We start from the raw sequence: 14,583 nt of genomic DNA, 5'->3' as shown, positions 1-14,583 counted from the left end.
TGGTGAGAATTTGTTTTTTGAAGGCGAAATCAAGGCCGCTTCGGTGCGCTCCGTCACCAAAGCGTTTTGACCAGCTGGGCGCGCACACTATTACTAAAATTTAATTATAACGATTCGAAAATTATAACTAAGATAGTTTGTTACACGGTTGCCACGTTCAAACATCCGCGGGATTTAATGCTTTCGGATCGCGAAGTATTACAGGAAACGTATCCTTGTTTCACTCCGCCGGCCGAGGGGGGCGCCGGCACGAAATTGACAAGGGGTAATTCCGGCTCAGCTTTTTGCATTGCATCATCATTTTGCAGTGCACATTTTCCTGGGCCTTTCTGCAATAAACTTGTAACAAAAGTTGATCGGAAAAAGGCGTTTCGCTTAAGCCGAAAGATGCAGCAATCAGAATGAGTTCGCATTTACCCCTCTCAATTTAGGGGGCCGGCAAACGAGCCATTAGAAATCCGGCTTCCCCGAGCATTTGTTGTATTTTTTGTCACAACTCCATCTTTAATTGAATTCCTGCGCATGATCACTCCGAAGTGATTTGTCCCCGCTCGCCGGTCAAGCCGACGGAAAGGTTCCCGCGCTAAAGACAGTAACGACAAAGTTGCGGCTTGCATGTTGAAGAGAAAAGCGACCACTAATATAGTGGGGAAGCGGGAGGAGAGGGCTAAGAGTCCAATGACGGCACCAGTCGAAAATCCGAAGGGCGGAAACGCGATGTTCGCGCCGCGCGTCCTTGCCAGCATGATCGGCGCGTTGGTGGCTTTTGCCATCGCAACCTATATCCTCAACGGCTCCCTGGTTTCGACCGCGATACAGACTCTGATCTGCGCCGTACTGCTGCAAGTCGGATATTTCATCGCCGTCCTGTTCCTGGTCTGGAAGGAAGCCAGTGGCCGGCGCAAATTGTCGCCCGGCAAGGTGTTGATCGAATCTGCGTCCGACGAAAAACAATCCGGCAAGGTCACCATTCGCCGTTTGAACCGGCCGGGCCACTCCAACCCCTAAATACTTGTCCCTGCGCAGGCTGTCTTTAGTAAAGGCAGGCATTCGACCGCGGCCCTACAGCGCCGCGCGTCTTATCAGACGCGCAAAGGTCGCTGCAGCACTTTGAAGCGCTGCATGTTTTTGCCCTTAAATCGGGCTACGATTTAAGGAAACATGCAGCAGCGGCGGCGTTCTTCTCCCGCATTGCAAAAAAATTTGCGTTTGACGCGTTTGCGACATGATCGCCGGACATGTTTCGAAAGACCGGTGGAAACTTGATCACACCGACGCATCTCGATCACCTGCTGGAGCCCAGTATGACCGTAGCCGCGCCGACGAATGTCTGCATTATCATTGCCGCAAAGAACGCCGCCGACACGATCACCAGAGCGATCGCCTCCGCCCTTGCCGAACCCGAGGCTGCGGAAGTCATCGTCATTGACGATGGTTCGACCGATGACACTGCCCGCACAGCACGCGCCGCAGATGACGGAAGCGGCCGATTGAACGTGATCCGCTTCGAAGAAAACCGCGGTCCCGCCGCCGCACGCAATCATGCAATCGCGATCTCGCAGTCCCCACTTCTTGGCGTACTCGATGCCGATGACTTCTTTTTTCCGGGTCGACTTCGCCAGCTGCTTTCAGAGGATGGCTGGGACTTCATTGCAGACAACATCGCGTTCATCGACGCAAGCCAGGCGGAAACCGCCCACGGCCGGATCGGCCGTTTCACCGCAAGTCCCCGCCTGCTCGATCTCGTCGGTTTCGTCGAAGGCAATATCTCCCGGCGCGGCGTTCGCCGCGGGGAGATCGGCTTCCTCAAGCCGCTGATGCGGCGCTCGTTCCTCGAAGGCCATCGTCTCCGCTACAAGGAAGACCTGCGCCTCGGCGAAGACTACGACCTCTATGCCAGAGCGCTTGCGAAGGGCGCACGCTACAAGATCATCCACAGCTGCGGCTATGCCGCCGTTGTCCGAGGCAATTCGTTGAGCGGCAGCCACCGCACGGCCGACCTGAGGCGGCTTTACGAGGCGGACCAGGCGATCCTTACCGAAGGCCCGTTGAGCGCCGATGCCGCCAGCGCCATCCGGCGCCATGAGCGCCACATCCGGGACCGCTATGAACTGCGGCATTTTCTCGATCTCAAGAACCAGACCGGCTACATGAGCGCGATAGGCTATGGGCTGACAAATCCCGGTGCGCTTCCGGCGATCGTCGGCGGGATCCTTGCCGACAAGACTGAACGTTTTCACCCCCGTCAATCGTCCGCACCGCTAGCGCTCGGGGGCTCGGGTGTCATCCGCTATCTGCTCGAGGCGCCGGTGGCCGGGCCGGGGGAATAGCCGAAGTTCCGTGCGGATACGCTGATCGGCTATTCCTTGGTGGTGTTCCGCGCCGATGGCACGTCTTTCCTGTTGTGATGGCACTGGCATTGAGCTTTGTTTTCTGAGCGCCTTGTCCGACCGCTTCCGCTTCACATCCTGGGCTCGCGCCTGAAGACTCAATCGGCCCTAAGCGTTTAACCCGGCCATTCACCCCAAGTTTTGCAGGATGCGAACGGGGGGCTGCCTGAGTTACGCTGACAGCGACTGAGGCTGGATGGGAACGGCGCATGATCGACATAGGGATCGCGGCAACGGCTTTCGGCGACAGGCTTTCTTCCTCCCAGCCCCGAACAATATCGAGTTGCAACGTCGCCTGGTCTCCAGTAACGAAGGGGAAATTTAAGCTTTTCCTGGTTCTGCTGATGACGGCGAACACCGCGCAAGGGGCCGAGCCGATTGTTGGTGACGCGTTGGTTGTAGACGGCGATACCATTGAAATCGCTGGCGAGCGGATCCAGTTCAGTGGCGTCGACGCACCGGAAGGCTGGCAAGTCTGCTTGGATGAGAAGGGCCTGGATTACCGATGCGGCAAGGAAGCGGCTTCCGCTTTGGATGCGTTTCTGACGGCTTCCCGCCCCACGCGCTGCGAACTCGTCAAGCGCGATCGCTACGGTCGTTTCGTCGGTACGTGCTTTCGCGCCGACGGCAAAGACGTGAACCGCTGGCTGGTGGAGACCGGTAATGCAATCGACCGGGAAGAGCACAGTAAGGGTGTCTATGCTGACGCGCAGGCGACCGCCCGTTCGTCCGGCGCCGGCATTTGGCGCAGCCAGTTCGACCAGTCATGTCCGGCAGCGCCCGGCCGCGTGAACCGAAAACCGACGTGTTGAAGGCAGCAAGCGAAATCGATGATTGTTGAAATCTGGATCCTATGCAGCATCGTGACCGCGGTCGTGGCCGCGCTCAGGGGTGGTCACAGTCTTCGCTGGTTGCTGATTGGTTGTGTACTCGGCCCGATAGGCATCATCGCTGCGCTTTTGATGCCCTCGCTGAAATCAGAAGACAAGGCGGTCGCCGAGAAGCGCAAAGACGCGGAGGAGATCGCGAGACCACTGCTGGAGAGCGAGACGCGAACCGTTTCCGCAAAGCACGACAACGACTGACGCGACAGACGCCGCGCGAGTGGGGTTGGCAACAAAGGCCCGCCGACTGACGGCGGGCGCTCGGTCGCTGCTCAACGATTGAAATCCAGCCGTGCCCTAGGGATCACAATCAACAAGGCGCCGGTCAAGCCGGCTTGGACGCGACGCCAAATATCCGAGCGTGTTCAACGGCTTTGCCGTTTGCCGATTCTATGCTCGATCGAACGCCGAAAAGCTGCCCAAACCTTGCCGCAATTCGTCGCGTCTTCGCTCCGACGCCCGATTGGCCGCCGAAAAACACAATCGATTAAAAAAATCATATTTCTGTAACTCAACCTCTGCTTGCCCCAGAATTTTGCGGGGCACAATTTCTGCAACATCCGACGAAACCGAGGTTTTTCGAAGAAGCACGCATGAGGCGGTCGCTGCCGGTTTTTCACAGGTTCGCCGCTTAGGTGCAGTGCAGCATGATTCGTTTCATTTTTCTGCTGCACCGCCATATTTTGTCTTCGCCGATGCCCTAGATTATCTCCTACGGGCTCAAGACTGCTCTGTTGAAACGGCTGCCGCCGAGGCGCTGCCAGATAGGGAGTGACTGACATCGTGGGTATGGACGCGAATGTTTCGTCGCGGATCGATCTGACGCGCATCGTGCTGGTTTCCGGCATCGTGTTCGTGCACATCCTGTTTGATCCGCAAACGAGCCCGTTCCTGAGTGCTTATGGCTTTCTCGACTGGCTTCGCGTGCTGTTCTGGACGCTCTGGAACCGCAGCGGGCTGACGTACGACCCCCTCTTCTACTTCGCGATGCCGATCCTGGTGATCGCAATCCTAGTCGCTTCCCACGATCTCATGAGGCGATTGGCACCCGACCTGCTCAGCGCCCTCACGGGCAGCCGGGCAGGTACAGGGCGAATGGCGCTTCCGGCACAAGCTGGCGGACATGCGAGCTATTCGCCGCAACAAAGGTAATGACAATGATATCCGACTGTTATGCGCGCCTGCGCCACCTTACACTTGTCACGCTTCCGCTCGCGAGCCTCGCTGGAACGGCAGTGGCCCAGCCGGGCGCCAGTGGCGCGTCCTTCATGGACGATTTCGACGGTTTGAACACCCGCTTCTGGTTTGTCTCGGACGGATGGAACAATGGCGCCCACCAGAACTGCACCTGGTCCAAGAAGCAGGTGAAGATAAACAACGGCATTCTGGAGCTTGCCTTCGAGCATCGAAAGGAGGGCGAACGCAATTTCGCCTGCGGTGAAATTCAGACCCGCAAGCGCTTCGGCTACGGCACGTACGAGGCCCGGATCAAGACGGCGGACGGGTCTGGGCTGAACTCTGCCTTCTTCACCTACATCGGTCCGGCCGACAAGAAGCCGCACGACGAGATCGATTTCGAAGTGCTCGGCAAGAATCCGGCGAAAGTCCAGGTCAATCAATATGTCTCGGCCAAGGGCGGTAACGAGCATCTTGCCGATGTTCCCGGGGGCGCCAACCAGGGCTTCAACGACTACGCCTTTGTCTGGGAGAAGGACCGGATCCGCTACTACGTCAACGGCGAACTGGTCCATGAGGTCACGGATCCGACGAAGATCCCGTCGAACGCGCAGAAGATTTTCTTCAGCCTTTGGGGAACGGACACCCTCAGCGACTGGATGGGCACATTTTCCTACAAGGAGCCGACGACCCTTCAGGTCGATCGCGTCGCCTTCACGGCTCCTGGCGGCGAGTGCCAGTTCGCCGAGTCAGTCGCCTGCCGCATGGATTGAGCGGATTCCGAGCATTTGACCAACAATTGAGCATATGTAGCATTTTGTTGCGATGCACAAAAAACTGAACTAAGCTCGGCTGGGGCTGAGCACGGAAACGGATGTTTTCATGCTGCAGATACTTTATTTGGCACAGGACCTTGCCGATCCTGCGGTACGCCGCCGGATTCTGACGCTCGTCGCAGGCGGGGCGAATGTGATAATTGCCGGCTTCCGCCGGGACGCCAATTCGCTCGCCGCCATGCATGGCATCGAGCCGATCGAACTGGGGGTTACGGCCGACGGTCGCTTCGCTCAGCGTATCGGCGCGGTAGCCGCCGCCTGCCTTTCGCTGAAGAGCAAGCTGACGCATGTTGGCAAACCCGACCTGATCATCGCGCGCAATCTCGAGATGCTGGCCATTGCCAAACGGGCCGTGACGCTTTTCGGCGGCCAGGTTCCGATTGTCTACGAGTGCCTCGACATACACCGGCTGCTCCTGCGCAAGGACGTCGTCGGGCGGGCGCTGCGTGCCACCGAGGCTCGCCTCGGACGCGACGCGCGCTGGCTGATCACCAGTTCGCCAGCCTTCATCGAACACTATTTTCGGCCGCTCTCGGGGCTCGACGCACCGGCGCTGCTTCTCGAAAACAAGGTCCTGGAGATCGATGGCCCTGCGGATCGGATCGCCGATTCCGCGCAATGCCCGGTGCCCGGTCCTCCATGGAAGATCGGCTGGTTCGGGGCCCTGCGCTGCGCCAAGTCCCTCGCGCTGCTGGCCGAGTTCTCCCGAAAGATGGAGGGCCGCTTCGAAATCGTCTTGCGGGGCAGGCCCGCCTACTCCGAATTCGAAGATTTTGACGCGTTCGTCCGCAACGAGCCCTTCATGCGCTTCGATGGTGCCTACCGCAATCCGGAAGACCTCGCCGACATTTATGGTGGTGTCCACTTCACATGGGCGATCGATTTCTTCGAGGAGGGCCAGAATTCCGCATGGCTGCTGCCGAACCGCCTCTATGAGGGATGCCGATACGGACGGGTGCCGATCGCCATGAAGGGCACGGAGACGGCACGTTTCCTCTCGGTGCGTGGCATCGGACTGGTGCTGGAAGAGGCCAACGCAGAGAGCCTGGCCACTCTGACCGGATCGATGACTCCAGATCGATACATCGAAGCGGCTAACGGCGTCGCCCAGTGCAACCCCGGAACCTGGGTTTTCGACCGCACGGACTGCGAGGCGCTGGTCCGCCGCCTCGCGGCACTCGCTGTCGAAACACCGCAAATCATGCCGACTCCGGCCATACCGGAGCCCCGCCACAACGAGGGTGGATTGCGATGAATACGAACCGTTTGAGCTCCAGCCTGATCGTCATTCCTTGCCTCAATGAGGTCGAGCACATCGAGGCGCTGGTCGCAAAGCTGCGCCTGTCGCTGGAGCCGCTGAACGCAAAGATTGCGATCGTCGACGGCGGCAGCATCGACGGCACGCGCAAGATCGCGAGCCGCCTTGCTGCCGAGGACGAACGTGTCCTGTTCCTCGACAACCCGAAACGCATACAGAGCGCCGCGATCAACCGGGCCGTTTCGGAACTTGGGTCCTCCTTCGACTACCTGATCCGGGTCGACGCGCATGGGAGCTACCCGGACGACTATTGCCAGCGTCTCGTCGAAGAGGCCGTGGCGACCAACGCCGACTCGGTGGTTGTGGCGATGCAGACGGTCGGCTTCAGCGCCTTTCAGAAGGCCACTGCCTTCGCTCAGAACTCGACGCTTGGCAACGGCGGCTCCAAGCATCGGGCCGGCGCGGCCGGTCACTGGGCCCAGCACGGGCACCACGCGCTCATGCGCATCGCCGCTTTCCAGGCGGTCGGAGGTTACGACGAGACCTTCAGCCACAATGAAGATGCCGAACTGGATTATCGCTTGGCGAAAGCAGGGTACCGCATCTGGATGACCGACAAGACAAACATGGTCTACTACCCACGCGCAAAGGTCGGTCCGCTCTTCCGGCAATATTTCGGTTATGGCCGCGGCCGAGCAAAGAACTTCCTCAAGCATCGCGCCATGCCCGGCTTGCGGCAGATGCTGCCGCTGGCGGTCGCACCCGTGGCGGTCGGGGCACTGCTTGCGGTCGTCAACTGGGTCGCCGTCATTCCCTTCGGCGTCTGGGCTCTCGCGTGCCTTGGCTATGGCGCGTGGATGGCGCTCGGCCAGCGAAATCCCTATGGGCCGCTGGCCGCCATCTCGGCAATGGTCATGCACCTCGCCTGGTCGGCCGGCTTCTGGCGCGAGCTTCTCGACTTGCGACGGTTTCGGGTGATCCCATGACGGCTGCAACCAACGAAACATCCCGGAGACCGATGCGGATCGATATCGCCGTGTGCACCTTTCGGCGGCCCGCGCTCGTCGAGACGCTTCGTTCGCTCGCCGAGATCACAGTGCCCGCGAACGCGGTGATCCGTATCATCGTTGCCGACAACGACATCGAACCCAGCGCAAGGCCTCATGTCGAGGCTCTCCGTCCGGAGATACCCTTCGACGTTACCTATGTCCATTGCCCGGCGTCGAACATCTCGCTCGCGCGCAACGCGTGCCTCGACAACAGCGCAGGCGATTTTCTCGCCTTCATCGACGACGATGAGACCGCTTCGAAGGAGTGGTTGGCAGCCCTCCTGGAAGCGGCGCGAACGACCGGTGCCGACGCGGTCCTGGGACCCGTCCGTGCGGCCTATGAGACGTCGGCGCCCGCCTGGATGCGTCGCGGCGATTTCCATTCGACGCGACCGGTATGGGTCGGCGGTGAAATTCGCACCGGTTATACCTGCAACGTTCTGCTGAAGCTCGGAGCTCCGGCGGTGACCGGCCGTCGCTTCAGGCTCGCGCTGGGCAAGAGCGGCGGCGAGGATACGGACTTCTTCGCCGCGATGCATGAGGCAGGAGGAACCATCGCTTTCGCCTCTGAGGCCTGGATTCATGAACCGGTGCCGGAAAACCGGGCCTCTCTCTCGTGGCTTTCGAAGCGACGCTTTCGCTCCGGCCAAACGCACGGCCGGCTGCTGGCGGAGAAATCAACCCGTTCGCGGCAGCCGTGGAATCTGGTCGTGGCGTCGGCCAAATCGGCCTACTGCGCGTTGGCGGCCGTACTCTGCCTGCCCTCGCCCGTACATCGCCATCGTTTTGCGCTCCGCGCAATCATGCATGCCGGCGTCGTGAGCGGGCTCCTGGGTCACGAGGAACTTCAACAATACGGAGCAACGGAGGTGACGTCGCCATGAGCGGGTTCGTTCCGGACGTCACCTTTGTCGTCGCTGCCTACAATGCCGCGGACACCATCGTCCGCGCCGTCGAGAGCGCGCTTCGTCAGGAAGGCGTTACCGTCGAGGTGGTTGTCGTCGACGATCGGTCGTCGGACGGCACGGTCGAGATCCTTTCGACATTGGCCGATCTGAGGGTGCGCCTGATTGCTCTCGAGCAGAATCGCGGCCCGGGCGGGGCCCGCAATGCCGGGTTGGCGGCGGCGCGCGGCAAGTGGATTGCGGTTCTCGATTCGGACGACACCGTAAGGCCGGATCGGCTGGTGCGCATGATTGAACGCGCCGAGAAGACCGGAGCGCAGGTCGTCGTCGACAATCTCGACGTCGTCTCGCTCGACGGGCAGAGCATCAGAATGTTCCCGGAGGCCGAACTCGCTCGGCAGCCGCTTCTCACACTCCCCGCCTTCATCGAGTCGAACGTGATCTTCCGCTCGCAGCACAACTTCGGCTACATGAAGCCCGTGTTCGAGCGGCGCTTCCTCGAAAGACATGACCTTCGTTTCGATGAAGCGCTCCGGATCGGCGAGGACTATATTCTGCTTGCCTCCGCCCTTGCCTCCGGCGGCCGCTGCGCCATCGAGCCTTCGGCCGGCTACGTCTACCATATCCGCGAGGGTTCCATCTCGCGCGTGCTCAAGCTCGACCATATCGACGCCATGATGTCCGCGGACGAAGCGTTCCTGCGCCGCTTTCCCCTTGATATCCTGTCCGAAAGAATGCAGCGCAAGCGTACCCGCGGCTTCCACCAGGCGCGCTCGTTTCTCGTCCTCGTCGAGCAGTTGAAAAACAGATCGTTGGCCGGCGCGCTGAAGACCGCGCTCGCCGACCCCCTTGCGCTTCGGCATCTGCACATGCCGATCGCCGTACGACTGCGCCGCCTTGCGGCGCGCTCGGCAAACACCGCCCCCATGACGGCGGCGGCCGAACAATCCCCGCTGGGCGACAGCCCTTACACAAGCAAAGGACGATAGAATGGACCGTATCAGGACCGTCAGGAAAGCCGTAATTCCCGTTGCCGGAAATGGAACCCGTTTCCTTCCCGCAACGAAGGCCGTGCCGAAGGAAATGTTGACGATCGTCGATCGGCCCGTGGTTCAATACGCCGTGGACGAGGCGCGTCAGGCCGGCATCGAACACATCGTTTTCGTGACCAGCCGCAACAAGCAGGCGATCGAAGACCACTTCGACGACACGCCTGAACTCATCTCGTCACTGTCGCGCTCGGGCAAGAAGGCGCAGATTTCCGAGCTCGAAAGCATGCTGCCGAAAGCCGGCTCCGTAAGCTTCACGCGCCAGCAGGCTCCGCTCGGCCTTGGCCACGCGGTGTGGTGCGCACGCGATCTTATCGGCGACGAGCCCTTCGCCCTGCTGCTTCCCGACATGGTTTCATTCGGTGCGCGCGGCTGCATGGCCGGCCTGGTGGATCTCTATCAGGAGGTCGGAGGCAATGTCGTCGCCGTCGAGCAATGCGCTCCCGAAGACGCCTCCAAATATGGCATCGTCGGCAAGGGCGGAACGGTGCGGCACGGTTTTGCGGTAACGCAGATGGTGGAAAAACCCGCCGCAGGCGAGGCTCCGTCGAACTACTATCTCAACGGCCGCTACATCCTCCAGCCGGAGATCTTTTCCATCCTCGCACACCAGCAACGCGGAGCGGGCAACGAAATCCAGCTGACCGACGGGATGCTGAAACTTTCGGCAAACCAGCCCTTCCACGCCCATCCCTACGAGGGCAGAACCTTCGACTGCGGTTCGAAGCAAGGCTTCATCGAGGCGAACGTCGCCTTCGCGCTTAACCGGGCGGATATTGGCGACATGGTCTTCGAATCCGTTCGCGAGATCGTCTTGTCTCACGAAAGCCGCATCCGAGCGGCATAAGCAAATGTTTCCCGGCGGCTCCAAGAGCCGCCGGCGCACGGACCGGAGAAAAAAATGAACAGAGCGGCCCCCATGAAACAGAGAAGTGTCCCCTTGAGCATCGTGCCCCGCGAGGAAGAATCCGACGGCTTTATCGATCTTGATCGGCTCCTGGCGATTGCCGCCCGCCGGGCCAAGCTGGTTGCGGCCTTTGTTGTCCTCTTCATCATGCTGGGTGTTGCCTACCTGCTGTTTGCGACACCGACATACACGTCCATGACGCAAATTCTGCTCGACGAAAATTTGTCCAAATTTGCCGAGGAAGAGCCGACACCGGTAAACAGCCAGATGCTCGACACGCAGATCGCGAGTGCCGTGGAGATCTTGAAGTCCGGCGAGCTTGCATTGCGGGTCGTCGACAAGCTCAATCTTTCCGAGAACGCTACGATCATGAATCCGCCGCGTTCGCCGGTTGCGTACGTCAAGGATTGGGTGAGGACAGCGACCGGCCTCTTTTCGTCCGGTCCCACGGTTTCGGAGGAGGTAGCACGCAAAAACCGGCGACTGGCGGCGGCAGCGTTGATCCAGCAGGCCTTGACGGTCGAGCGCGTATCGCGAAGCTCCGTGGTGGCCCTCTCCTACAAGTCGAACGACCGCCTGCTTGCCGCAACCGTCGTGCGTGGCTATGCGGAGGCGTACCTCACCGATCAGTTAAACGCCAATTTCGAAGCGACGGAACGTGCTTCCGTGTGGCTGCAGGAACGCCTCACGGATTTGCGGCAGCGCTCTCTGGCAGCAGCACTCGAGGTTGAGCAGTTCAGAAGCGAAAACGGTCTGACTGCCGCGCGCGGCGAGCTGATGTCCGAACAGCAATTGTCGGATCTCAACAGCCAGCTCATAGTCGCCCAGGCCGACACGGCCAGCGCCTCGGCGCGCTACAACCAGTTCAAGTCGATTGTCGACCAGGGGCCGGAGACAGCCGTCAACAACGCGACCATTTCTCCCAAAGAGGGAGACAACATGGTTATCCGCGATCTCAGGGCGCGTTATCTCGCTGTCGTGAAGCGCGAGCAGGAGGTCGCCCAAAACTTTGGCGAGGACCACCCTCAGGCGGTATCACTGAGGGCCGAGCAGGCCGACATGGGACGGCAGATCTACCAGGAACTGCAGCAACTGACGGCAAGCTACAAGAACGAATACGAAGTCGCCCGCTCGCGCGAGCAGTCGCTGCGTGAAAGCATCGAAGGAGTCGTGGGGAAAAACACGAACGCCAACAAGTCGCTCGTTCAGTTGAGGGACCTGGAGCAGAAGGCGGCGGCGCTGAAAACGCTTTATGAGTCCTATCTCGGCCGTTACGAACAGGCCGCGCAGCAACGCTCGTTCCCGATCGCCAAGGCTCGGGTCATCTCCGAAGCCGGCGTTCCCACCGCCCCGTCGAGCCCGAAAAAGACCCTGACGCTTGCACTTTCCGCCGTGCTCGGCTTGATGGCCGGCGGCGCCTTCGCCGCCTTCCAGGAGTTCCGCGAGAGAACCTTCCGGCTTGAAGACGATGTGCGCACGATCCTCGGTCACAAGTCGCTCGGTTATGTGCCGCTGATCGGGACACGGACGAAGAAGAGTGCGGAACTCGTGCGCACACGCTTTGCCTCCGACAGGCAACCGGAAATACTCGGCGAGGAGACGGTCGCCTTCCAGCGCCTGTCGCGCATCGTGCTCGAAGCGCCACAATCCTCTTTTGCCGAGACCTTCCGGAATGCCAAGCTTGCCTGCGATCACATGCTGCACGGCAACGACAGCCGCGTGATCGGGATCGTGTCAGCGGTTCCGGACGAGGGAAAATCCGTCGTCGCAGCAAACTTCGCGGCGCAGTTGGCCGCGAGCGGAAAACGGACGCTCTTGATCGACGGCGATATCCGCAAACCCGGCCTCACCCAGATGATCACGCCCGCCCCCCGCACGGGGCTCGTCGAGACGCTGATCGGTGAAGCCACCTGGCCCGCCGGCATCAAGGTCGACCAACGCACCAAACTTGCGATCTTCCCTGTCGGCGGCGGGGCATCCAACCATCAACCCCATCAGAGCCACGAACTGCTCGCCTCGGCTGCCATGGCAAACCTGATCGAGAATGCACGCAGTTCGTTCGACTACGTGGTCGTCGACCTCGCTCCGCTGGCGCCTGTGGTGGATGCGAAGGCCTTTGCTCCGCTTGCTGATGGTTTCATTTTCGTTGTCGAATGGGGAAAAACGCCGTCCCGACTGGTGCGCGACGTGCTGCATTCCGAGCCGCAAATCAATTCCAAGGTGCTCGGGGTCATCCTCAACAAGACCGACATGGATGAGCTTTCGAAGTACAGCGACTTCGGCGGCGTCGAGAAATATCGACACCGTTACGGCAAATACTATGTCGAGCATTCGATCAGCGGCGACCGACCCGCAGCTTGAGCCAATGGCTGGCGCCCGCATCTGCCATACAGCGCCGCGCGTCTAATCAGACGCACGGCGCTGTAGCACGTTGAACTGCAAGAAAATGATCCAACTCTTTGAAATTCCGCCATTCTGGGCGAAACGCCCTTACGACGGCTTTCGATCGGCACTGACGATCCAGGCCAGCACCATCAGTGCGACCACGCCCGCCAGAACGGCAAGCGCCAGGACATAAAACAGGAAAAACTCCAAGAGGCTCGGAACAAGCCGCAGCGCGCGACCCAAAACAGTCGGCGACCGACGCCAATCCGGCAGTTCGTCTCGGTTGAAAGCTTCCAGACGACGAGCAAGGAACTGCATATATCGCTGCCTTCGTGGAACCGACCACAGCGCCGCGCGTCGTATCAGACGCGCAAATTCCGCTGTAGCACCTTGTATTGTTGCATGTTTTGATCCTTAAATCGGCTGCGATTTAGGAAACATGCAGCAGTCCGTTAACCATGGACGAAAACATGTTGCGTCGCAACAGTGGCAACACCGAGGCGGCGGCTCGCGTTCGACGTGAGATACGATGGGGTGGGACACGGTTTTGATCACGCCCCGCGGATGCCGCATTACCACCAACGGTGGAAGTGGTGCACAGGCCCCCGTCCCTCGCCCACAGATAGGGCATTCGCAGCGGAAAGCGCAGCATGCAGGTAGGTCTTCGCCTCGCGCACTGCGTCAACCAATGGGCGTCCGAGCGCGAGGCCGGCAGTGACGGCCGCCGAAAGCGTACAGCCCGTGCCGTGATCGTTGCCCGTCTCGATCCTCGCTGCCGGGAGGCGGACAAGCGTGTTGCCGTCAAAGAAGAGGTCGGTTGCCTCGCTGCCCTGCCGATGGCCGCCCTTGAGCAGCACCGAGCGGGCACCGGTCTTGAGAATGACCTCGGCCTGCCGCGCCATCTCCGTTTCATCCTCGGCGATCGAACGGCCTGTCAGCAGTGCGGCTTCCGGCAGGTTCGGGGTGGCGACCAGCGCTAGCGGCATGAGTTCTTCTACCAGCGCCGCCACCGCATCCGGCCGCAGCAACCGGTCACCGGAAGTCGCCACCATGACCGGATCGATAACTGCCTGCTTGCCGAAGCGGCGCAGCCCGTCGGCAATGGCGGCGATTGTCTCCTGGCGCGAGACCATGCCGATCTTGACGGCGGCGACGTTGAGATCGGAAAAGACCGCGTCGATCTGTGCCGTCACGATTTCCGGTGAAAGATCGGCAACGGCGGTGACGCCCTTCGTGTTTTGCGCCGTCACGGCGGTGATGACGCTGGCGCCATAGACACCGAGGGCGGAGAATGTCTTGAGGTCAGCCTGAATGCCGGCCCCACCGCCGGAATCGGAGCCGGCTATGGTCAGCGCGATCGCCGTCATCGGACTTTCACCTCGAAAAGCGGCAGAAACGAAAAATAGCGCATCATGGTCGGTCTCCCGATTGGAACATCACGGAAATCCAGGAAATCGCGGAGACGTGGCGAAAGCGCCTTCAAAGGTGCTGTTCCCGTTCCTACGCCGGCATGACCCGGATCAGGTTCAAGGGTCCGGCTCACCGCCATCTCAGCACCGCCCGGTGCTCCCCTCGGAATGTTGGCATTGTATCGGACAGCGGTGCCAGTCTGTCAACAAAGTAGCCGGGCCTCAGGCCAAGACTGACTGCCGGTAGCCGGCACTGTCGAGCACGGGCCCGCCGGGGGACCGGAGAGCCGCTGCGGCGATACGGACCAGATCGGCGTTCGCGGCTGCGGTCCCGC

15 protein-coding genes and 1 riboswitch are annotated in these 14,583 nt (G+C 60.6%); of the genes, 13 read left to right on the top strand and 2 right to left on the bottom strand.

Translation table 11 applies throughout. The annotated features are described in order from the left end of the window. The first annotated feature begins 717 nt into the window (after positions 1-717). From exoX to RB548_RS27370, 13 genes are all read left to right on the top strand, one after another. On the top strand, positions 718-1,008 hold the full coding sequence (gene exoX / locus RB548_RS27430; RefSeq protein WP_331377116.1) for an exopolysaccharide production repressor ExoX: 291 nt from the start codon (positions 718-720) through the stop codon (positions 1,006-1,008). 296 nt (positions 1,009-1,304) lie between these two features. Then, positions 1,305-2,330 (top strand): glycosyltransferase family 2 protein, encoded by a 1,026-nt coding sequence (locus tag RB548_RS27425; protein WP_331376901.1) that lies wholly within the window; start codon positions 1,305-1,307, stop codon positions 2,328-2,330. 404 nt (positions 2,331-2,734) lie between these two features. Then, positions 2,735-3,202: a thermonuclease family protein gene (locus RB548_RS27420; protein WP_331377114.1), complete on the top strand. Its 468-nt coding sequence runs from the start codon at positions 2,735-2,737 to the stop codon at positions 3,200-3,202. An 18-nt stretch (positions 3,203-3,220) separates the two neighbouring features. Continuing rightward, positions 3,221-3,475 (top strand): hypothetical protein, encoded by a 255-nt coding sequence (locus RB548_RS27415; protein WP_331376900.1) that lies wholly within the window; start codon positions 3,221-3,223, stop codon positions 3,473-3,475. A gap of 262 nt (positions 3,476-3,737) precedes the next feature. After that, on the top strand, positions 3,738-4,049 hold the full coding sequence (locus RB548_RS27410; RefSeq protein ID WP_331376899.1) for a hypothetical protein: 312 nt from the start codon (positions 3,738-3,740) through the stop codon (positions 4,047-4,049). After that, positions 4,046-4,426 (top strand): hypothetical protein, encoded by a 381-nt coding sequence (locus RB548_RS27405; protein WP_331376898.1) that lies wholly within the window; start codon positions 4,046-4,048, stop codon positions 4,424-4,426. The genes RB548_RS27410 and RB548_RS27405 overlap by 4 nt, the downstream gene beginning before the upstream one ends. 5 nt (positions 4,427-4,431) lie before the next feature. Further along, positions 4,432-5,223, top strand: coding sequence for an endo-1,3-1,4-beta-glycanase ExoK (gene exoK, locus RB548_RS27400; RefSeq protein WP_331376897.1), 792 nt, complete (start codon positions 4,432-4,434; stop codon positions 5,221-5,223). A gap of 109 nt (positions 5,224-5,332) precedes the next feature. Further along, positions 5,333-6,541, top strand: coding sequence for a glycosyltransferase family protein (locus RB548_RS27395; protein ID WP_331376896.1), 1,209 nt, complete (start codon positions 5,333-5,335; stop codon positions 6,539-6,541). Continuing rightward, on the top strand, positions 6,538-7,530 hold the full coding sequence (locus RB548_RS27390) for a glycosyltransferase family 2 protein (RefSeq protein WP_331376895.1): 993 nt from the start codon (positions 6,538-6,540) through the stop codon (positions 7,528-7,530). Before RB548_RS27395 ends, RB548_RS27390 begins: the two co-directional genes overlap by 4 nt. After that, positions 7,527-8,477 (top strand): glycosyltransferase, encoded by a 951-nt coding sequence (locus tag RB548_RS27385; protein ID WP_331376894.1) that lies wholly within the window; start codon positions 7,527-7,529, stop codon positions 8,475-8,477. The genes RB548_RS27390 and RB548_RS27385 overlap by 4 nt, the downstream gene beginning before the upstream one ends. Beyond that, on the top strand, positions 8,474-9,487 hold the full coding sequence (locus RB548_RS27380) for a glycosyltransferase family 2 protein (RefSeq protein ID WP_331376893.1): 1,014 nt from the start codon (positions 8,474-8,476) through the stop codon (positions 9,485-9,487). Before RB548_RS27385 ends, RB548_RS27380 begins: the two co-directional genes overlap by 4 nt. A 1-nt stretch (position 9,488) precedes the next feature. Continuing rightward, positions 9,489-10,394 carry a UTP--glucose-1-phosphate uridylyltransferase gene (locus tag RB548_RS27375; protein ID WP_331376892.1) on the top strand — a complete coding sequence of 302 codons (906 nt, stop codon included), beginning with the start codon at positions 9,489-9,491 and terminating at the stop codon, positions 10,392-10,394. 54 nt (positions 10,395-10,448) lie between these two features. Next, positions 10,449-12,815: a polysaccharide biosynthesis tyrosine autokinase gene (locus RB548_RS27370; protein ID WP_331376891.1), complete on the top strand. Its 2,367-nt coding sequence runs from the start codon at positions 10,449-10,451 to the stop codon at positions 12,813-12,815. Positions 12,816-12,944: 129 nt separating this feature from the next. On the opposite strand, the gene RB548_RS27365 is transcribed toward RB548_RS27370, so the two are convergent. Together RB548_RS27365 and thiD are read right to left on the bottom strand one after the other, a co-directional pair. Continuing rightward, complete coding sequence (locus RB548_RS27365; protein ID WP_331376890.1) at positions 12,945-13,157, bottom strand: hypothetical protein; 213 nt, start codon at positions 13,155-13,157, stop codon at positions 12,945-12,947. A gap of 254 nt (positions 13,158-13,411) precedes the next feature. Continuing rightward, positions 13,412-14,206 (bottom strand): bifunctional hydroxymethylpyrimidine kinase/phosphomethylpyrimidine kinase, encoded by a 795-nt coding sequence (gene thiD / locus RB548_RS27360; RefSeq protein ID WP_331376889.1) that lies wholly within the window; start codon positions 14,204-14,206, stop codon positions 13,412-13,414. 113 nt (positions 14,207-14,319) lie between these two features. Continuing rightward, positions 14,320-14,422, bottom strand: a riboswitch (TPP riboswitch). Positions 14,423-14,583 lie beyond the last annotated feature (161 nt).

This window comes from Sinorhizobium chiapasense, assembly GCF_036488675.1.
Taxonomy (GTDB): Bacteria; Pseudomonadota; Alphaproteobacteria; order Rhizobiales; family Rhizobiaceae; genus Sinorhizobium; species Sinorhizobium chiapasense.
This window is presented reverse-complemented; position numbering and strand designations above follow the sequence as displayed.